The organism is Spirochaetota bacterium (assembly GCA_038043445.1).
GTDB lineage: Bacteria > Spirochaetota > Brachyspiria > Brachyspirales > JACRPF01 > JBBTBY01.
In genome coordinates this window covers 1-20,812 of the sequence record JBBTBY010000064.1, presented here as the reverse complement: position 1 = coordinate 20,812, position 20,812 = coordinate 1, and the positions used below count along the sequence as shown (strand labels likewise).

The window sequence follows — 20,812 nt, the reverse complement described above, 5'->3', positions numbered from 1 at the left end:
CTGCCGATGGTGTTGAACACATGGCTGCTGTCATCTCTCTCATACTATAACATTCGGCATTCATTATAATGAAATAGAGGGTGAATGGCAAGCCTGTCCCGGCCATTTGTCGCATTGACTTTCACATGGTTTTCCCCTATGATATGGCCGTTGTGAGGGAGATGAAAGGCGCCATGAAAAGGACCGTTGTGAACAAAGATGATATTGATGCATTGGTGCGTTTCGATAAAGCGTATGTCAGTGTATCGATGCCGCTGCACCTGTTCCGCAACAGCGTTGAGCGCATCATCGAGCTGTTGGCCGAACCGATACAGCACGGCAGCCGGGTGCTCGTAGATGCTTCTGCATGCCCCTATCCGAGCACGGAGGCGATAGAAGTGCTCCTGCGTATCGTTAAGCTCTATCGGGTAAAAACGAGCGTGTATACGCTTCCCATTGCGAATGCCAATGACAGCTGGAAAAAGGTGTTCCGTATCGTCAATATCAGCGAGCTTTTCGTGTTCTGCGATTCGCTTGAGGCGGCGAAGAACGTCTATCGGGGTTGACGATGGCCGATGATTTTACGCGTGAGCGTGCGCCGGCGGCGGCGGGCACGTTCTACGATGGTGACGCGTCCGCGCTTCGTTCCGACATTGAACGCTATTGCGCTGAGCCCGATGTTGCCCCGTGTACGGACGCTTTCGGTATCATTGTCCCCCATGCCGGGCATATCTACAGCGGGCCGGTAGCCGGATATGCCTATAAGGCCGTTTCCCGCCTTTCCTTCGACACCGCTCTACTGATCGGCAGGAGCCATCGCTCATTGTTCCCCGGTGCAGCGGTCGATATTTCCTCCGCGAACAGAACGCCCCTCGGTGCCGTGCCCACCGACAGGGATATCGCCGCATATCTCCTGTCGCAGCCGCTCATGCTCCGAAAGCAGGATGTATTCACCCATGAGCATGCACTTGAGGTGAATCTGCCGTTCCTGCAGATGACGCATCCGTCCGCTTCCATTGTATCGATACTGCTCGGTACCGACACCGGTGCGGTGACCGATGCTGTCGGGAACGCCATTGCCGCGGTGCGCAAGGGGTTCACCGGCAAAAGAACGCTTATCGTCTGTTCGACGGACCTTTCGCATTTTCATGATTATAGAGCCGCAAAGGCCATCGATGAGCGGTTCGAACATGCGCTCGCTCTGTTCAACGTCGATGCGCTCGAAGCTGAACTTCATGATGGGACCGTAGAGGCATGCGGCGGCGCTGCGGTGGTCGCGACGCTTAAGGCGGCGCGATCGGCCGGGGCGAGCGAGGTCCGCATCCTCGATATCCGTTCGTCCGGGGATACCGCCGGGGATAAGGGGCGAGTAGTGGGGTATCTGTCGGCGGTCATCCATTAAGGCAAGTCGTATCCGCATGGAGCATCGTATGGGAACTGCAATCGAAGACTTGATGTCGCGTTTGAGCAGCAGAGATCGAAAGCTGCTCAAGGAAGAATTCCTGAAATATCGGCTGGTGGTCGAGCGAACGCACGATATGGTCTGTATGACATCCCTGACAGGCAAGTATCTCTATATCAGCCCGTCGCACAGGAAAGTGCTGGGGTATGCCCCGGATGATCTCCTGGGCAGGTCGGCGCTTGATCTGATCCATCCGGACGATACAAAGGGGCTTCTGAAGACGCTCAGACGTTACATAGCGCCTTCAGGCAAGAAGATTTTCATCAGCAATGACGAGGATGTTACCGAGTATTTTCAATATCGGTTCAAGTCGAACGATGGCGAGTGGCGGCATCTGGAGACTACCGGCAATTTCCTGGGCGACAAGCTGCTCTTCATTTCAAGGGATGTCACGGAACGCAGGCAGGCGCATGATGATCTGGAGCAGAGCAGGGATGCTCTGGAAAGATCCGTCAGTGCCCGCACACAGGAACTGCTGGACGCCAACACGGCGCTTCAGCAGGTCTCGAGCCAGCTTCAAAGCCTTAATGAGAATCTTGCGGACGGCATGGTGTATCAGATCCGTACCGGCGTGGACGGTTTGACAAGGATGTTCACTTATTTGAGCCCGGCCGTGGAAAAGCTCCACGGTCTTCGGCACAGCGATGTCATGAAAGATCCATCGCTTATCTATAAGCAGATGATAGAACCGGAACGCTCAGAGTTCATGGAAAAGGAAAAGCATGCGATAGAGACGAAGACCAAGTTCGACACGCGCGTGCGGATGCAGCTGTCTTCCGGGGATATCCGCTGGCATCAGTTCGTATCGGTGCCTCGGCCCGATCCCGCGGGGGGCATGATCTGGGACGGACTTGAGACGGACATAACCGAGCGCGTGCAGCATGAACAAATCCAGCTTCTCCAGCATGAGCTCATCCTTGATCTCAACTCGTGCAGCGACCTGCGTCAGGGGCTCGAAAAGGTCCTTGCCACCGTGCTGCGATTGGACTGTATTGACGCCGGCGGGATATATACAGCATCTCCTGTCGACGGGTCGCTTACGCTGCAGGTGCATCACGGTCTATCGAAGGAATTCGTCGAGAACGTTTCCTTCTATCCGTATGACTCACCGCGGGCCCGCATGGTCTCGACCGGCGAAGTGCGTTTCGGGACCTATACCGGGGTTCACCCGAATGCCGACCCATCGCTCGTCAGAGAAGGATTGCGGGCATTTGCCATGATCCCGATAATGAGCCAAGGACGGCTGATTGCCGTAATGAATCTCGCGTCGCATACGAATGATTCCATTCCCGACGTTACACGCAGTTCGCTTGAAACACTGGCGCTGCAGATCGGCGGCACACTGATGCGTCTTCGGGGCGACGCTGCATTGAAAGAGACCGAGGAGATATTCAGGCAGTTCATGGATAACAGCCCGATCTATGTTTTTTTCAAGGATGACGCCGTGAGGCCGCTCCGGTTAAGCCGTAATTATGAAAGCATGATCGGAAAACCGATGCAGGAGATGCTCGGGAAAACGATGTATGAACTGTTCCCGTCCGAGTTCGCAAGAAATATCGTCGCTGATGATCTGCGTGTCCTTAATGAAGGGAAGCAGATCACGGTCGATGAAGAACTGAACGGACGATCCTTTACGACGATGAAATTCCCTATTCATATCGATGGAAAACCCCGGTATCTGGCCGGATATACGATCGACATCACTGACCGCAAACGTGCGGAGGATGCGGTCGCTGCGGAAAAAGAACGCCTCGCCATTACGCTCCGCAGCATCGGCGACGGCGTCATCACTACTGACACCCGGGGCGCTATCGTCATCATGAACAAGGTCGCAGAAGAGCTCACCGGATGGACGCTGCGCGAGGCCGCCGGGTTGCCGCTCGCTTCGGTCTTCACGATCGTCAACAGGGACACACGGACGCCGTGCGGGAACCCGGTCGATAAAGTGCTTTTGTCGGGTGAGACCATTGCACTTGCGGAGGATACGCTCCTCATCTCACGTGACGGCGGGGAACGGCTCATCGCCGACAGCGGGGCGCCGATCAAAGACACGAAGAACGTGACCATCGGCGTTGTACTCGTTTTTCGCGATGTCACCGAGAAGCAGGAGATGCTTGACAATCTGCAGCGCATGCAGAAACTGGATGCGCTCGGCGTTCTCGCCGGCGGCATAGCGCATGATTTCAACAATCTGCTGACCGGAATATCACTGAACATCGAGATGGCGCGCATGCATGCCGAGAACGCGACCGTTACGGCGTATCTCGATAAAGCGATGACACGGTTCTCCCGGGCGAAAGGGCTCACGCAGCAGCTCCTTACTTTTTCGAAGGGCGGTGCGCCGATCCGGGAAACCGGTGAGCTTGAGCCGATCATCCGGGACAATGTGAGCTTTGCATTGAGCGGGTCAAATGTATCGTGCGAATTCAATATACCGCCGGACCTGTGGACGTGCGATTTCGACGGGTCCCAGATCGGCCAGGTCATCGATAACATCGTTATTAATGCAAAACAGGCGATGCCCGCAGGCGGCACGCTGTGCGTAACGGCAAAGAATGAAATGCTTGCACAGGGCGTTGTCGCCCATCTGGCAGCCGGCGCGTATGTGCGTCTTTCGATCAGCGATCACGGTATCGGCATTCCCGGCGACATTAAGAACCGCATCTTCGATCCGTTCTTCACGACAAAAAAGAACGGCAACGGTCTTGGACTGACGACAAGTTATTCGATCATGCGTAAGCATGACGGGCATATCGCCGTTGAATCGGAGCAGGGAAAGGGCAGTATCTTCCATCTGCTTCTTCCCGCATCACGAAAATCGATAACCGAGGCGGATGGCATTGTCGCACATGCGGATATCACAGGGAATTTTCTCATCATGGACGATGATAAGGATATATGCACCGACCTGAAAGAAAGCCTTGAAGCGCTGAAATGTACGGTCGCCATCGCGGGTGACGGGCGAGAGGCGCTTGCGCTTCTTGTTCATGCGGAAGAGAGGGGGCCGATGTTCGATGCCGTTTTTCTTGACTTTACGGTCGCCGGCGGCATGGGTGGTGTGGAAACCGTTCGCGAGATCCGGAAAAAGCATCACGCCTTACCGGTATTCGTCATGAGCGGCTACGCCGATGATCCGGTATTGTCGGATCCGGCATCGTTCGGTTTTTCAGGCGGTCTGCAGAAACCGTTCATCATTTCCGATATGCTGGAAATATACCGGAAGCAAATGAAACGGTGAATGCGCACATGCATCGCGCCCTCATGGTATGTCATTCGCGATCCGTATGACGCGTTACCGGTACTGCCGCCGCCGTCCGTGTGTGTGACTTTCTATTGTGGTAACGCAGCGAAATAATTGCATGAGGCCGGAATCAGCAGCCAGACACGAATTGCACTAATTTCCACGAATTATTCGTGGCCATTCGTGCAATTCGTGTCTAGCCCTCATAATTTGGCGTCAATCGATCAGAGCGTTTCACCTACAAAAAAATTACTCACCCGCCCGTGCTCGGTTTGACATTTCCCCCACCGTGTCTTATAATCTTGCGCACCTATTTAAGTCGAAGGGAATCATATGGCAATCGAAGAAGGAAAGAAAAAAAGCCCGATACTGCAGGGCATCAAATGGGTCGCCGTTGTCGGCATTTCGGGGATGCTTGTCGCGTATTTCATATTTCTCGATTCCTCGAGGATCGGCGGGCAGATGCCGGTTGCGGGTACCGTCAACGGCGTCGATATCTTCTACGATAAGAATTCCGCGTTCGGCCGTTACTACGAACGCTATGAGAACTACTACCGAAATCGCGGTGCCGAGATAAGCGATGCCGTACGCCGTGAGATCGAGCGATACGCCTTCATGAAGGCGGCTGAAGAGGTGCTCATGCATATGAGCGCGAACAGGAACGGCGTGCTCGTGAGCGATCGCTACCTCGTGGACAGCATCAAGCAGCTATATTTCACCGATTCCAACGGTGTGTTCAATCCGCAGATGTACCAGGCCTACGTGCTCCGCGAAGCACGGCAGAAGAAGATAGCCATCGAGCGTGAAGCGAGGAAGTCGATACTTGTCGAGACGCTCCGCTTTGAACTGTTCGAGAACGCCAAGCCCAATCCGCTCGCCGTCGAAGAGGCGTATCAGCGCGCGGGGACGAAGCGTACTATTGAGCTCGTGTATGCCGATGCCTCTCTACCGGTCATGCGCGCGGAGATAGCATCGAACGCGCTGCGCGACCATTTCGTGCAGAATATCACCAATTTCCAGCAGTACGATATCGCGCATATCCAGGTGTCGAGCTACAGCCGAGCGGAGACGCTCTACAATGCGTTGGTGAAGAATCCCGGGAATTTCGCCTCCATGGCGAAGGATAAGAGCGAGGATGGATCGACGCGTGACAAGGGCGGTGCGCTCGGATACCTCACGTCCTACGAGATGCCCGAGGAGTTCACGCACGCGCTCATCCCGTTCAAGGCGAAAACGTCCGTCGTCATTCCGCCGGTGTTCTACGGGCGCTCCTATCACATCATTCTCCTCAAGAGCATGCGTACGCCGAAATTCGATGACGTAGCGATGGGTACGATCCGGCAGGCGTACCTTGCATCCAGACAGGAATATCTTCTCGCACAGGAGAAAACGAAGCTCCGCGCTCTCCTGGAACGCGGCGATCGTGCCGGGGCTGTCATCTATCGCTCGATACCGTTCTCCTTCGGCGAAGAGGCAGAGGACGCGTCCGGCAGGAACATCCCGGTCGCGGGCGAGAACGCCTTTCAATCGGCGGCTTTTTCTCTCGCGGTCGGCGCGGCAAGCCCCGTACTCGATTTCGAACGCGGCGTCGGCATCGTGCGCGTGCTGTCGGCGGTCATGCCCCCGGCGACACCGAAGTCCAACGAGATACAGTCCCTCGCATATTCCGTCACCCGCGAACATGCCGATATGATATCCCGCGCGTGGAACGAGGTTGAGCAGAATAAGGCCCGCGTTGTGTACAAACTCGATAGTCCCAAGGGCCGCCGCGCTCGCTGATGCATCTTCCGCAGAATGCAGCCGTTCTCGGTCTTGCCCCTGAGGTAGTTTCATGTCTTGCCGCCATAGCATCATCCGGTATCCCGGACGCCTACCGATTATCGGTGTCGCCGGCGGATGGCACTCAGACGCTCACCGTCAACGGTCGGGCGCTTCACAGCCGTAACGCCGAACGCGAGGCGGATGCGATCGCGCGGACGCTTGCACACCCCAAGAAGAACGTATTCCTTTTTTTCGGGCTGGGCCTTGCACACCATTGTCTTGCCTTCGCGCGTGAACGCGAGGCGCTCCTCGGCGGACGCGATCATCGACTGATACACGTCATCATCATCGAGCCCGATCCTGTCATTGCGGCGATAACGCTATCGCAGGTGGACCTCTCCGCCCTCGCGGTGTTCCGTCCGTCGCTCATACTTGCCGATACAGCGGATGCCGTCGTTACAGCGGTCGCGAGGATGCTCCCCCCGGAGCGCATCAAGGGCATCGGCGCCGCGGTGCTCAACGGACTGACGAAAGAACACAAGGAGTTCGCGCAGCTGAGCCATGAGGCCGTCATGCAATGGCTCGAGCGCGAGTATTCCAATATCATCACGCGTTTTCATTTCAATTCGATATGGACGAGGAATATCATCGCGAATGCGCGGCATCTGATGCACGGCGCCGATATACGCGGCCTTCACGGGGGCGGTGCCGGTCTTCCCGCGATCATCGCTGCCGGCGGGCCGACGCTCAATGATGCGATGGATGCGATATGCGCACATCGCACAGCCTTCGCCCTTATCGCGGTGGATACCGCCCTCGCACCGCTCGCGAAAGCGGGTATCGTGCCCGATATCGTTGTCACCGTTGATGCCGGCTTCTACAACTATCTCGATTTCATCATCGATAGAACGATGATACCCTGTCTCGTGATGGAGCTTTCCGCATACCCCGCGATAGCGCATGCGGCAGCGGAGCGGATGTTCTTCTTTGCGCGCAGCATGGACGACGGCAGGCCTTCGCCCTTCATAGCCTCGCTCACGGGTGATGCGTACCGCGGGGAGGGTGAAGGTCGCAATCGCATGACAACGCTTGCCTCTTCATCGACCGTGGCGTCCACCGCCATCGATCTTGCGGCATACGCGGGGTTCTCCCCCTGTGTGCTCATCGGGCATGATCTGTCCTATCCGCGCTATGAGACACATGCAAAACATGCCAATGCATACGAGTATTTCCTCGCCCGCACGGACCGCCTTTCTCCGATGACATCACGAGCGTTCATGCATCTCAAAGGGCGTGTGAGCATGGAGGACGGAGTACCCACGGATTTCATATTATCGCAGCAGGCGTCCTGGTATGCATCGATGAAAGAGCGCTATCCGTCGAATCGCATGTATCGCGTGCGTTCCGAGGCGCGGCGTGTTGCCGGCGTGGATGAGCTTGCTATCGATGCGCTTCGCATGCACGGTGTTCCCGGTGCCATGGAAAAAGTGCGTCAGGTGATACGCTCGGCGAGGCCGGTGCGCTATGACGGCATCGAACAGAGATTGTCAGCATTCGCGCTATTGCTCGATGAAGTGCAGGTACGTATGCAGGCGGTACTCGCTCGGATAGCGGACGATACTGCCGCGGCGGGGACTATCGAGCGTGAAACACGCGCCTATGCGGAGGAAATGTCCTCCCGTATACCGTTCCTTGCCGACGGCATAGCCTACATGATGTTCTCCATCGATCGCCGCGAGGGCGACGGCGCACGGCTGCGCGCACATGCGCTCGCGTCCGAGCTCTGCAAACTTGCGGTGCATTTCAGGACACGGATACGCAATGCGTTATCGCGGATGAAGGCCTAAAGCGAACGGCAGCGCGTGAGGGCGTTATACAATGCCTCGATATCCTCATCAGTATGTCCGCGATTGATCGATATGCGTATGCGGCCTTCGCCTTTCGGCACGGTCGGATGGCGTATACCGACGGCGAATATCCCTTCGTTCCGTAATGCCCCTGCAACGGCGAGCGTGCGGTCATTATCGCCGGTGCGAACCGGTATTATCTGGCTCTGTGTACCGAAAAGTCCATATCCCGCGCTCGTGAGCCGTTCGGCGAATGCACGGCAGCGGGCTCTGAATGCAGCACGTTCCTCGGTCATCGATTCGATGACGGCGATGGCCTCATGCGCGACCGCGACCGATGACGGGGGAAGGGCCGTCGTGTACATGAGCGATCGTGCGCGGTTGCGGACGACGTCGATGATCTCTTCTGATGCGGCGATATACCCGCCGGCTGAGGGTATGCCCTTGCTCAACGTTCCTATCTCGATATCGGCCGATACACCGCTCTCCTCGATGACGCCCGCACCGCGTGCGCCGAAGACGCCGGTGGCATGCGCCTCATCGACGAGGAGGAGGCAGTCGTATACGTCCGCGATGCGCCTGAGTTCGGCGAGATCGGAGATATCGCCGTCCATGCTGAACACGCTTTCGACGGCGATGATGGCACGCTCACAGCCGCTTCGCGTGCGTGCGAGTATCTCGCGAAGGCGTGCATAGTTCCGGTGCGGGAAGGAATGGAACTTCGTCCGCGCAAGGGTTATCCCGTCTATGATGCTCGCATGATCGAGCTTATCGATGTATACGCAGTCCTTCGCGCCGCAAAGCGCGCTGATAGCGCCGAGATTCGCCGTGTAACCGGACGGGAAGACGAGCGCTTTCTCAAAACGCTTGAAGCGTGCGATGCGCTCCTCGAGCATATCGTAGATGAGGGTGTTCCCGCCGACGAAGCGCGATGACGTGCCCCCCGTGCCGTTACAGGTAAGTGCGCTCATCGCGGCCTCTATGAGCTTCGGGTGATGCGCGAGCGAGAGGTAATTGTTCGACGCGAAGTTGATGCATTTCCTGCCGTCGACGGTGATATGCGTATCGTCATCGAACATGACCGGTGTGAACTGCCGGAAGCTGTTGTTCGCTTTCAGGGAGGCGATGTAGTCGGAAAATGTGCTCACGGGGCAGATCCTGTGCCCCGTGAGCACAAATCGCCATCCTTGGCTCGTGCTCTCTTGGCACGTCCTGTGCCCAGTACATAGCACTGTGATAATATCGCTTTGTTGCGTGCGGCATCATCTGCGGCAAGGGATGCCGAGAGCCCGAGCTTTTCGTATTGCGCGGCAAGTTCGTCCGCGTTCATGGCTATCTGGCGATTGACCGCAAGTCGTGTCGCTGCGATCGTATCGAGCGTATTTCCCGCACCCATTATCCGCACCATGAAGGTGAACAGATCGATGATCGGCGCCGCATCGGCGCTGTCCGACGACCCCATCGCGGCGAAGAGGATGAACCTTTTTTTCCATGGTTCATGCGGCGTGTAGCTGTTCGGCCCTTCGGTGAGACGAACACGCACGAACGATCGGAAGCGGTCAAGTATCAGCTTCATCGGCGCGCTCATATGGTGGAAATAGATCGGTGTTGCGAACACGAGGATATCCGCCTCTCGGATGCGTCGGCTCATATCCGGCCAATCATCGTTCTGTATGGCGCAGTATTTGATAAGATTGCATCTGAGACAGCCCCTGCAGGGACGAATGTTCGCCTGCTGTGCATTGATACTGTCGACCGTTATGCCGGCCTCTTCCGCCCCGCGGCAAAACGCAGCCGCCATATGCGCCGTATTGCCGTTCGTCCGCGGGCTGCCGCTGATGATAAGCGCTTTCATACGTGCTGGTGCCGGATGAAGGATGTGTCTTTGAAATAGTCGCTTATGAAGGTTATCGCGCTGCCGTCGGTACGTATCAGCGTGACGCCGCGATTGGCGTACGGGGAGCCGTCCGCGTGCACGCCTTCATTGTGCCAGACAGCGACCGCGTCCGTGCCATCGACGATGATATCATCGATAGTGAAACTGAGCTTCGGGTATTTACGGAAGAGCATCCTGAGAAAGACGGCGATGCGCCGCCTGCCTTCGACAAGGGCGGTACCGGGGAAGTCGAACACGGCGTTCTCGGCCAGATGCGCTTCGAGCGATGAGAGATCGCGGCTGTTCATGGAAGAGAATATGAGCTCGGCATATCCGCGGACGTTCATCATTTCTTCCGGCGTTCCTGCGTGCGTTCGTTTTCGGAGATCGACAGTCGATAGGGCATACGGGTATTATACCCGGCCTTCGAGCGCACTTCAAGCATGTACGTGCCGTCGGTGAATTCTCCGGTCATGGATTCCTTTCCGCCGCGCCCGTTCGCATCGATGGTCCCGTTCGTCGGCCCGCTCAGCATAAGCACAAGGTCGAGATCGGACGGCGGTACTGCGGCGATGGTGAACGAGGTCTTCGAACGCACTTCGAAAAAGAAGGAATCCCTGTCCTCCCGTGCGCTGATGAAGCCGCGTATGCTGCCGGGGACGATGATGCGTGATGCGGTCTTTGCGGAATCGTTGGGTTCGCGTTCTATCCCGGAACGGCCGACCGTTTCTGCGAGAAGGGTGTATCCCTTTCGATATGAATGGAAGTCGTTCGTTGCTGAAACCGCCAGATAATAGATGCCGCGAGCGACCACCGCATTGGGCCGCTCTTCACCGCGTCCGATACCGCTTTCGTTGACCTCAAAAAGATGTTTTTCGCGCGCATCGGAAACGGCTATCCGTGTGTCCGCGCCGCGTACGCCGGAGAGCGAGAGACGGACATTCGCCGTGTCCTCGGCTATCAGCAGGCGATAGATGTCGATATCGCCCGTGTAGTCATGATAACCGCTCACCGGAAGCCCAGCGTATATCTCCCTGGCGTGCTCCGTTGTGTTGTTCGGTTCGTTCTCGCCCTGTTCGTCATAGCGCCCGGTGGTGAAACTGAGCTGATAGGGCTTTGCCGACGCCTTGCGGTTGTGCGAGACCACGGCGGCATAGAAGGTGCTTTCCTGGGGGAAAAGGAAACCCCGTATCTCCTCTCCTTTGCCCTCCCCGGCGCTGTCGACGGAGGCGATGATATTGGTAGTGCCGTCGAATACGATGAGCATGCTGTCGACCCCGTTCACTCCGGTAAGTGAGAGAGAGAAATTCCCCATGATATCCGTGGGGTTGCCGAAACGGTACACATCGATACCGGCATCGCTCTTCATTATCCTGCTGCGCGGGATGGTGCGTCCGGGGGCGAAATAGCCCGTCGTATTGGTCATCGGTATGAGCGGTGTGGCGTCTTCGAACGAATCATTGAGCTCACGCTCGGCGTTCTCCGGTGCCGTATGGCGGAATATGGTAAGGCGGTACGGTATCGTGCCTGCGCCGTCCGTCCGTGCGACACGCAGAAAACAGTTCCCGTCATCGATGGAGAGATTGCGTATATACTCGTCCGCTGTTCGCTTGCTTGTGTCATTGACGACAAGGAGCTCTTCCTCGTTGGTCCTGAGGACGGTGAGCGCAACGTCGCCCACTGCATGGATGGTGATATCGAGGAGCACTCGTTCCGCTTCGGGACCGGACATTATCCGGTACAGGTCGACATCCGAGGGATCAAGTACAGCGTTGATGACCGCGTTCTTCTCTATCGGCTGAGCATCGATGAAATTCCCGTTGAACTCGCGTTCCTGCAATGAAGGAAGCCCCGAGCAGGAGGTGATCGCCGCGGCACATGCAGCAAGTGCTGCAGCAAGATAAGCTCGCATCGCTTTCGCCTCTTTGGTGGGCGTATACGGCGTGGAAACGACAGGTGTTGTCATCGCATTGAACCTGCGAGCGAGCGTTCTTCGAGGATGCGCTCGGCCGATCGTGTGATGAATGCGATGCGTTCGGCATCGGCAGCGGCGCCGGTATACGGCAGTATATGCCATTCCTCTTCCCAGGAGAGAACACCGCCGGGGGGGATGTCGGTGAGCGCGCTGTGCCGCGACAGCATGAAGCCGGATGCCGCTCGTGTGTCCTTCGCCTCCGCCGATATCTCAATGGCGCCGTGCTCCGGGGATACCGATCCGTACGGCGGCAGCGTGAACGTGATGAGCCATATCCTTTTCCCGTTACAGACGGCGGCGTACCCCTCGCGCGGTGTGATGAACGCTTTATCGCTTTCGATGAAGGCATTCGTTCTGAACGGGCGTATGCCTGCGATGAGCATGTCGCCGACGATATCCCAGACGATGTTCGTCCGAAGCGAGCGCGTCATGAACCGCACGCTTTTGTGGTCCGTGACAGGCACGAAGATGCGTGCGTCCGCACCGAGCATCGTCGCCGTCCACAGGTCGCGCGTAAGCGATGTGCCGCGCCCGTTGGCGGCGCTCGTGCGCAGCCGAACGTGCTGGCCGACGGATATCTCCTTTCTGAGCTGGACGCCGCTTACAGGGCTCACGCCGCCTGCAAGGATGACGGAGCTGCCATCGTTCGTCACGATGCGGAAATGGTCGAATGAAAGATAGGGGTCGGGCGGCCATGGCCATTTGCCCTTGGAACGTTTCTTCGCGGGGTGTATCGACTGCTCCTGCCACCAGCGGCTGTGCGGGCCTGTCCATACGATGGTGCCGCCGTATTCGCGGTATTCCTTTTTCAACGCGCCCAGAGGCGGTACGGGCGGCGGTATGCCCCAGAGGGTATTGTCGGAATCCATCATATTCGGTCCGCCCGCTTCACGGAGAAGGGCGATACGCCCGCCGACATTGGTGAGTATGCCGAGCTCGAGGGAGCGGCTTTTCAGTTTCAGAAGTTTCTTTTCCGCGGTGATGTCATGGGAGAGACCGCATCCAAGGAAAAAGGCGGCGATGATGATCGAGCAGAGCACTTTCATTGTGCATTCTCCGTGAAAAGTTCATGCCGTTGATAGAGCGCTTCCATCGCCTGTTCGATGCGAAGCAGGGCGTTGGCGTCGCTTTCCCCCTCGGGAAATTGGATGGGCTCGCCGAAGATAAGCCGCGCACGGGAGAACGGCTTGGGAATGAACATCCTGTCCCATGAGTTGAAACGCCACGCGGGTACGGCCGTCGATATCACCGGGAGGAGGGGCTTGCCGAGCTTCCTGCAGGCGAAGAGGCACCCCGCCTTCGCCTTACGCCGCGGACCGAGCGGGCCATCGAGGGCGAAGACGATGTGATTGCCCCTTTTATACGCATCCATTATCTGAATGAGTGCGCGTGCGCCGTGGCGGCGCTCATCCCCGCGTACGGTATCCCCGCGCAGGCGTTTGATGATGCGCGAGAGCAGTTCGCCGTCATCGGAGTAGCTCGTCATTATCACCATGTCGTTGAGGTATGTCGTTGCGAACCCCGCGTAGATGAAAAAATCCGAATGCCATATGCCCACGATGGACGGTCCATTGATGATGCGCTCTCCCCCGATGACCTCTATGGATAGTGATCGGTATATCGCTTTTACGAGAAAGGCAATAATGGGAGGGATGACGTTGAATTTGATGAAACGACCGATGGCTTTTCGCATGGTGTGGGTATCGCTGCCGCTATTTTTTCGCGTATATCGTGATGAACTTGTTGTCGTCGGACGCTATCGGGAGCGTGGAGAGCACGGCACCGTTCAGGGGAGAGATGAGCTTAAGCGTCTTGCCCATCGTCACATACAGTTTCCCGTCCTGATAGGCGAGCGAATCGAGCCGGCCTGTCTCAACGTTCCAGGCGCTCTTCTGCACCGAGAGCGATATCATCGCAAGGCGTCCGTCCGCTGTCGCGAACACGGCGGTCTTTCCGCTCGCGGCAGGCGCTACGGTGGCAGATATCACGCCGTTGACCGTTGTTTCCCCGGCGGCCTTGCCGTCCGCCTCATATACGGAAACGATGGTCGTTCCGCGTCCGCTGTCGCCGAATACGGCGATATGCTCGGGCGTACTGACAGCGGCAATGGGCGTATACTTGAGCGCCTCGCCGCGCACGATGACATCGCCGCCCTCGGGGCGCAGCACGGAGAACGATGCCTTGGCTTTTACGAACAGGAGCTCACCCGCAACGGCTATCGCTGTCGGACCGTCCGCGGCGAACGATTTCGTCCACGCTTTCGAACCATCGCGAACGGCAACGACCTCATTTCGGTCCCGCACTGCGCAGAGAAGCGTATTGCCGATAGCGACATAGCGGTCCGCGTAAAAATCGCGAAGTTCCCAAGCCTTCTCGCCCGTGTCGAGCTTTCGTGCGACGACGGTCTTGCTTTCAAGTCCGTAGAAGAGATGACGCCCGGCGGCGAGCGGAGCCGAAAGCGGGGCGGACTCATTGGTACGCCAGACGGTCATTTCCGATTCGAGCGCCTGACAGACGATGTCGTTCTCAGCGGTCACGAGGTATTGCTTGTCGCCGTATACGACCGGCGGGAGTTTCAGATCGACGTTCTCATTGTTCTCGAACACCGAAAGCTGCTTGCCCTCGATGGCGAGGCGTTCCAAGCGCGAAAGATAGCGCACGCGCTCATCGAAACGGTTTGTCCCGCATTCGGCGAGATACGCGAGCACGAGATCGCGGTCGCCCTTCTGGACCTTGTAGAGCGCCGCGAGCGATTTCGCGTACCACCACTTGTAATCGATGGTCTCATCGGGCGGGTCGTATTTGACGATGGCGTATGCCGAACGGAGCTCCGCCACCGCAGCGGCGTATTCCTGCATGAAGAAATACACTTTGCCGAGGTTCTGCTTGTAGATGGGGGAGTCCTTGAGTATGTAGCCGCGTTTTATGTATTCAAGCGCCTTGGTGAGATTGTTCTTCTTGTAATAGATGAAACCGAGATTGACGTTCGCCACCGGATGTTCCGGCTTGATCTTAAGCACCTCAAGATATTCCGCCATCGCCATCTCATAGTTCGATTTCGCGTAGTACATATTCCCGAGCAGTACCGATGCGTCCACGTTGTAATTCTCGGTATCCTTGAGCGATATCTCCTTGGCGCGCTTGAATTCACTGAACGCCCTGTCGGTATCGCCGCGGTCGCGGTAGAGCTCTCCCAGGTAGCGGTGCACCTCGCCGTCGTTCTGATCGAGATCGATCGCCTTGCGGAAGAACAGCTCGGCGTTCTTGTAGTCGTTGATCTTCGTCGAGGAGCGGCCGAGGAGCACAATGGCGTCCTTATCCTTCTCGTTCTTCGTCACGAGTCCCTGGAGCACGGTTATTGCATTGTAGTATTTCTTCGATTTGAAGCAGGCGAAGGCGAGGTTCATCGATACATTACGGAGATTCTCCTCGACACCGAGCACCGCCTCGTACTTCGGTATGGCGGCGGCGTATTCCGCGTCGTCGTAGAGCCTGTCCGCTTCGGCTATCATCTGTTTCAAGCGCATGCGCTTGCGCTCGTCCGCCACCTTGCGTATGCCGAATTCCGCATCCTTGGACGACGGCTGATAGGTGAACACTTCCTTGAAGAACTGCTCGGCACGGTCAAGCTCGCGGTCATTGAACGCCTTTACGCCGCGGTTGTAGATAATGACGCCGATATGCTCATTGGCCTTCGCGCCGAACGATGCGTTCTCCCGCAATTTCATGAAGATATCGTATGCCTTCCTGTTCTCGCCGGACTGCTCGTAGTTCACCGCTATCTGGTACATCACATCGGGCGTTGCCGACGATTCGAGCTTTTCGAGGTCGGCGAGCACGGACGCCTGCTCATTGCTTCTCGCCTGTTCGCCGTAGAGGCGGGCGAGCGAGAGATACGCCCCGACGTAGTTCCGGTCCTTGCCGAGCGCTTCCTTGAGGCTCTGCTCCGCGTCGGGATAGCTTTTCGTAAGGATGGACACGTTGGCGAGCGATATGAGCACGACCGGGCGCCGTTCCACATCGAGGGCTTTTCGGTAACGCTCCGCAGCAGCATCGAGCTTCGTTCTCACCGCCGGTGCAGACACATTGGTCGTATCCTTCACTTCGTTGTAGAGCGTATTCCCTGCAGCGACGAAATAGGCGATGGCGACGTCCTTGTAAAGCGTTTCCGCTTCGGCATCGCGGTAGCCGCCGCTGCGGGCGCGTTCGAGCTCCTTCATCGCTTCGCCGTAGCGTTTGTCGCGGGCGAGGAGCACCGCGGCCCAATGCAGTATCTTGAGGTCGCGGGGGTTGGCGGCAGCCGCTTTTGCGTAATAATCAAGGGCGCGGGTGTAATCGTTCTGCGTTTCATAGCATCGGCCGATGGCCTTGAGCACATCGAAGTCCGTCGCGCGATAGGCGAGGGCTTTCTTGCCCATATCTATCACCGCATCGTATTTTTTCTGCTCATAATACGTGAGCGTGAGCAGTTTGTAGTACGGGTAGGCGCTTTCCGCATCCCCGAGTATTTCCTTGTTCTCTTTGAGCGAAAGGAGCGTGGTGAGCGCTTTTGCGTAATCGTTATTGTTGAAATAGGCGTTGGCGAGACGGAAGATGACGCCGGTCGCGGTCGCGTCGACAGCGACTATCTCTTCGTACATCTTTATGGCGGACTGATAATCCTTCTTCTCGAAGAACTCGTTGCCTTTCTTCAGATTGCGCCCGACGATGATGTTGTTGTACGCGGCGCGTATATCCTCGTTCTTCGATTTCGCGATGGCCGAGCGGAGTATATCGAGCGCCTTTTCCTCGTCGCCGCGTTCCTGATATATGGAAACGAGCTGCTTCACCGCGTCCGCATTACCCGCATCGGCGGCAAGCACGGACTCGAAATTCTTTATCGCCTGCGGTATCTCACCCTTGAATTTGTACAGGAGCGCGAGATTGAAGGTGATGGTAAGATCGCCCGGGCGTTTGACGAGTATTTTCTCGAATATCGGTATGCCCTTGCTGTAATCCTTCACGGCGACATAGATATTGCCGAGTGCCGTGAGCACGGTGAGCTCTTCGGTATCGTCGGGCGAGAGCCCGAGCACGGCGACGTACATCGTCTCCGCAAGCACGTATTTCTTACGGTAGTAGTACGCCTCGGCGAGACAGAGCGCACCCTGCTTGACGGTAAGTATGTCCTTCTGGATAGGCTCGAGCTTGGCGATGACGCCGTCGAGATCGCGGCGCTTAAGCATGGCCACCGCATCGTTGACCGCTTTATTGCGTTCGCTTTCGGTCACGGCTGAGAGCGTTATCGCCGCTATCGTAAGGAGGAGCGCTATGCGTTTTATGGGAATGCCGTTCATCCGCTGCCTCCTAGTAGTTCTCAATGCGTATATTATCGACAGTGACGGATACGCCGTCGCCGTCCTTGAGCGAATCCGCGGAGAGAATGAAGCGCACCGACCGCGCGAGCGTGAATTTCTCATCGTAGAGCTTCGTTTCATTCGCTGTCATCGATGCGGTGCCTGCGTTGAAATCGTAGACGATGCGCACTTTCTGCATCGCGCCAGGATCGAGCACGCGGGATGCCGGTATCGCCTGCTCCATGGAGTTCTCAAAGCCGTATGTCTGCTTGCTTATCGCCTCGCCCTGATAGCGCATGAGATACCCGCGTTTGCCCTCGTCGATGAGCCCGGCGTAGAACGTCGCCTTGCTTTCCGAACTCGATGAGAAGGATATGTCGATCTCGACGATACCGTTCACCGTGAAGAGCGGAGAGACAACGCCGTTGCCGGTGACCGCACTGTCCTCGGTGCGTCCCTGTATGACAAGGCCGCTGCCGGTGAATTGGACGTTCACGCTGTCGTCGCCGGCGAGACGGCGCCACAAGAGCTTGTTCTGTCTGCGGAAGTCGTCGCTTACCGAGAATACCTCGTAGACGTTATAGAACATATCCTTGACGACGGCGAGCGCGCGTTCGCGTACTGTGTTGCGGGCATCCTGTATGAAATATTGATGCGTACCGCCTTTCACTTTCTTCGCCATGTACGATGTCTTGTTCGTGAGCTGCCGGTCGTCCAGATTGACGGGGCGCCCTTCGGGGAATGAGTAGATATTGACCGCAGTATAGAAATCGGTCTGTTTCAGTTCGGCGTTGACCACGTATTCACCGCCGGATTCCACGGTGAGCGGCGGATCGGTCGCGAACGGCGGGTAGCCCGCTTTCGTTACGGATATGACGTGTTCGCCCTCCGGCGCGCGGAACACGTACGCACCGTTGCGGATGGCCCCCATGCGCGTTCTGTCGAGATATACCTCGGCGTCGGCTACCGCGCAGCGCACCATGATGCGTGCGGCGAGCGCTTCGTTCACGGATTCGGATATCCACTTTGCGCCTTCCTGCGAGAGCGATTCCACATAGGCAAGGTCTTTATTCTCGGCGGCGCTGCTCTCGTCGGTGACGAGCACCACTTTCCCGCCGCGTACCACCGCTTTGAGCGCATCATATGACTTTTTTTCCCGGTCGAACGTTATGCTCTGCGAAAGGCTGTTCTTCAGGAGCACCTTCTGCGTTCGCGGATGTTTGTAGATGAGATTGAACGAGAGGAGTTCCCCCTCGATGGCGATATCGCAGGAAAGATCGGCGTTCACGTCGGAACGCTTCATCGTACGTTCATCGAACACCGTTACCGTGCCGCTGCGTATCATCTTCTCCCGCACACCCTGCTCGACCTGCTCGAGGAACCCCTGCTTTGCACGAACCGGATCGTTGGCGGTGAAGCGTTTGATATCGATGCAGTATTTCTTTCTGACCGGTGCTTCCACGCGCACGGAGGTTTCTTCGACGACCTTCGGCGAGAGCTTGTCGTTGACGGCGAGGAACATGTCGGGGTAGAGGAGTACTTCGCTCGGTATATTGAACACCGGCATGGCGATGCCGCGCACCATGAGGCCGAAGCCGTTGCGCAGTTCAAACCCGCGTGTGAGCATCGATACGCTCGTTGCCATGGCGTATTCGAGCGACCAGCGCATCTTAAAGAGCTCGTAGCTGTAGGCGAGCCCCCAGGAGAAATTGAAATCGTTCGGATTGATATACATGCCCACGCGCGGCGAGAGCATCGATTCGTCGAACATGTCGACGCCGATACGTACGCCGAACGGCACCTGCTGATAATGATCGATGCCGTAGAGCATTTTTATGAGACCTGACGGTTCGGCGTAGATTTGGCCTATCCCGGGCGTGACCTCGAAGGCGAAGGAGAACGTGGTGTCGAGGAAGGGGAAATATTCGCTCACCGTGAGTGCGGCGACAGGCTGTATCGATTCATTCCCGCTTATGCTGCTCGGGCCAGAACTATCCGAATACTTCAGCAATACCGGGAGCACGAATGAATAAGTTCCATAATAGAGATACATTGGAAAATTCCGCAGCACGAGGCCTATCATAAGGTCGTTGCGCGCCGTTTGCGACAATAACTTGAATGATGTGTTAATCCCGAAGTCACCGGTAAAAGCCGTGGTATTAAAGCCCGCGAGCGACGAAAAATGCATCTTCATCAGCATGCCGAATGAAAGGAATCCGGCGCGCCCTCCGTAGCCGATACCCCATACGAGATCGATGTCGGTCATATTCTCCAGATCCATGCCGGTGGTGATGCCTTTGAGGCGTCCATCCTTCATGCCGAAGAAATTACCGAGCGCACCGAAGCCGGTGCCGAACGTTCCGATAGGCGTGCGGTATACGTATCCGCCGGAAAGAAGCGAGAGTCCCTCGCCGTAATAGGTATAACCGAGCGTTCCTGCAGCGAAGCGATTGACGCCGAGAACAGCGGGGTTATAGAACATCATGGTGGGGTCGTCGATGATGCCGGAAACGGAACCGCTCAATGACATGGCACGCATGCCGATGGACGACATGAAATCGAAGGGGAGTGGCAACAGTACGGCCGCGGAAAGCGACCAGGCCAACCATAGTCGTCGCATGTGGGCTCCTAAACTACTCCGCGGCCATTGTACGTGAAAACAATCGTTTCGTCAACAGTTTTACCCATCCGAAAAGCGCACGTAAAAAAGCGCAAACACAGATATGCCGAGAATTAAGGCCGAGAAAACTCAACGGAATGTAATAAATATTTTTCTATTTCGTGTCTTTCGTAATTTTCGTTGTTCCTTACGTGAGGATTTGGGCTCATGGAATATCCATGAAATGTACCGGCTTCTTCAACAAGGCAGGATCAGTGACGAGTCCGCGTTATCATCACCTTTGTTGTCACGGACGATCCGTCCGCCCTTTTCATCGTGCAGATATATATTCCCGGCGATACGTTCCTGCTGTTCTTATCCTTCCCGTCCCACATGGCCGTCAGTCCCGATTCGGGTATCGTCCGCAGGAGGAGCCCGGATATCGTGTAAATCTTCACGGTGGCGCCGGCGGATACGTTGAGGAAAACGATCTCCCCTTCGCCGCGGTACGGATTGGGCACTGAAGAGAATCCGAGATCGGAACGTGTGGCGATAAAAACGGCATTGGATACGTTCGTATTCCCCGCGAGGTCGACCGCCGTAAGGAGAACGCTGTTGGTCCCGAATGTCGGGAACACGATGTCCAATGAAAGCGAGCTGGTATAGGGCGCTATATTCGTAGTGACCGCCGTGCCGCCGTTCAGGCTGCAGCTGAACGATGTCAGTGCATTATCGG

14 protein-coding genes are annotated in these 20,812 nt (G+C 56.8%); 5 read left to right on the top strand and 9 right to left on the bottom strand.

Annotation, left to right across the window (positions count from 1 at the left end):
- The first annotated feature begins 125 nt into the window (after nucleotides 1-125).
- From AABZ39_09730 to AABZ39_09710, 5 genes are all read left to right on the top strand, one after another.
- On the top strand, nucleotides 126-545 hold the full coding sequence (locus tag AABZ39_09730; GenBank protein MEK6795046.1) for a hypothetical protein: 420 nt from the start codon (nucleotides 126-128) through the stop codon (nucleotides 543-545).
- 2 nt (nucleotides 546-547) lie between these two features.
- Nucleotides 548-1,381, top strand: a complete 834-nt coding sequence (gene amrB, locus AABZ39_09725; GenBank protein MEK6795045.1) for an AmmeMemoRadiSam system protein B — start codon at nucleotides 548-550, stop codon at nucleotides 1,379-1,381.
- A 28-nt stretch (nucleotides 1,382-1,409) separates the two neighbouring features.
- A complete protein-coding gene (locus tag AABZ39_09720) occupies nucleotides 1,410-4,679 on the top strand; it encodes a PAS domain S-box protein (GenBank protein ID MEK6795044.1) in 3,270 nt (1,089 codons plus the stop codon).
- Between the two features lie 336 nt (nucleotides 4,680-5,015).
- Nucleotides 5,016-6,461, top strand: a complete 1,446-nt coding sequence (locus AABZ39_09715) for a peptidylprolyl isomerase (GenBank protein ID MEK6795043.1) — start codon at nucleotides 5,016-5,018, stop codon at nucleotides 6,459-6,461.
- A complete protein-coding gene (locus AABZ39_09710; GenBank protein MEK6795042.1) occupies nucleotides 6,461-8,290 on the top strand; it encodes a 6-hydroxymethylpterin diphosphokinase MptE-like protein in 1,830 nt (609 codons plus the stop codon). Before AABZ39_09715 ends, AABZ39_09710 begins: the two co-directional genes overlap by 1 nt.
- On the opposite strand, the gene AABZ39_09705 is transcribed toward AABZ39_09710, so the two are convergent.
- The 9 genes from AABZ39_09705 to AABZ39_09665 all read right to left on the bottom strand — a co-directional run.
- Nucleotides 8,287-9,438, bottom strand: a complete 1,152-nt coding sequence (locus AABZ39_09705) for an 8-amino-7-oxononanoate synthase (protein ID MEK6795041.1) — start codon at nucleotides 9,436-9,438, stop codon at nucleotides 8,287-8,289. The two genes, AABZ39_09710 and AABZ39_09705, sit on opposite strands and share 4 nt — an antisense overlap.
- Complete coding sequence (locus AABZ39_09700; GenBank protein MEK6795040.1) at nucleotides 9,435-10,145, bottom strand: flavodoxin family protein; 711 nt, start codon at nucleotides 10,143-10,145, stop codon at nucleotides 9,435-9,437. The genes AABZ39_09705 and AABZ39_09700 overlap by 4 nt, the downstream gene beginning before the upstream one ends.
- Nucleotides 10,142-10,516, bottom strand: a complete 375-nt coding sequence (locus AABZ39_09695; protein MEK6795039.1) for a nuclear transport factor 2 family protein — start codon at nucleotides 10,514-10,516, stop codon at nucleotides 10,142-10,144. Before AABZ39_09695 ends, AABZ39_09700 begins: the two co-directional genes overlap by 4 nt.
- Nucleotides 10,513-12,132 carry a hypothetical protein gene (locus AABZ39_09690; protein ID MEK6795038.1) on the bottom strand — a complete coding sequence of 540 codons (1,620 nt, stop codon included), beginning with the start codon at nucleotides 12,130-12,132 and terminating at the stop codon, nucleotides 10,513-10,515. The genes AABZ39_09695 and AABZ39_09690 overlap by 4 nt, the downstream gene beginning before the upstream one ends.
- Nucleotides 12,129-13,187, bottom strand: coding sequence for a DUF4380 domain-containing protein (locus AABZ39_09685; GenBank protein MEK6795037.1), 1,059 nt, complete (start codon nucleotides 13,185-13,187; stop codon nucleotides 12,129-12,131). The genes AABZ39_09690 and AABZ39_09685 overlap by 4 nt, the downstream gene beginning before the upstream one ends.
- On the bottom strand, nucleotides 13,184-13,834 hold the full coding sequence (locus AABZ39_09680) for a lysophospholipid acyltransferase family protein (protein ID MEK6795036.1): 651 nt from the start codon (nucleotides 13,832-13,834) through the stop codon (nucleotides 13,184-13,186). The genes AABZ39_09685 and AABZ39_09680 overlap by 4 nt, the downstream gene beginning before the upstream one ends.
- Nucleotides 13,835-13,853: 19 nt before the next feature.
- The gene (locus AABZ39_09675; protein ID MEK6795035.1) at nucleotides 13,854-17,477 is read right to left on the bottom strand and encodes a tetratricopeptide repeat protein; all 3,624 of its coding nucleotides are present in this window, start codon (nucleotides 17,475-17,477) and stop codon (nucleotides 13,854-13,856) included.
- A gap of 10 nt (nucleotides 17,478-17,487) precedes the next feature.
- A complete protein-coding gene (locus AABZ39_09670; GenBank protein ID MEK6795034.1) occupies nucleotides 17,488-20,097 on the bottom strand; it encodes a hypothetical protein in 2,610 nt (869 codons plus the stop codon).
- A gap of 251 nt (nucleotides 20,098-20,348) precedes the next feature.
- On the bottom strand, nucleotides 20,349-20,812 hold a 464-nt coding region (locus AABZ39_09665; protein MEK6795033.1), incomplete at its 5' end, for a T9SS type A sorting domain-containing protein.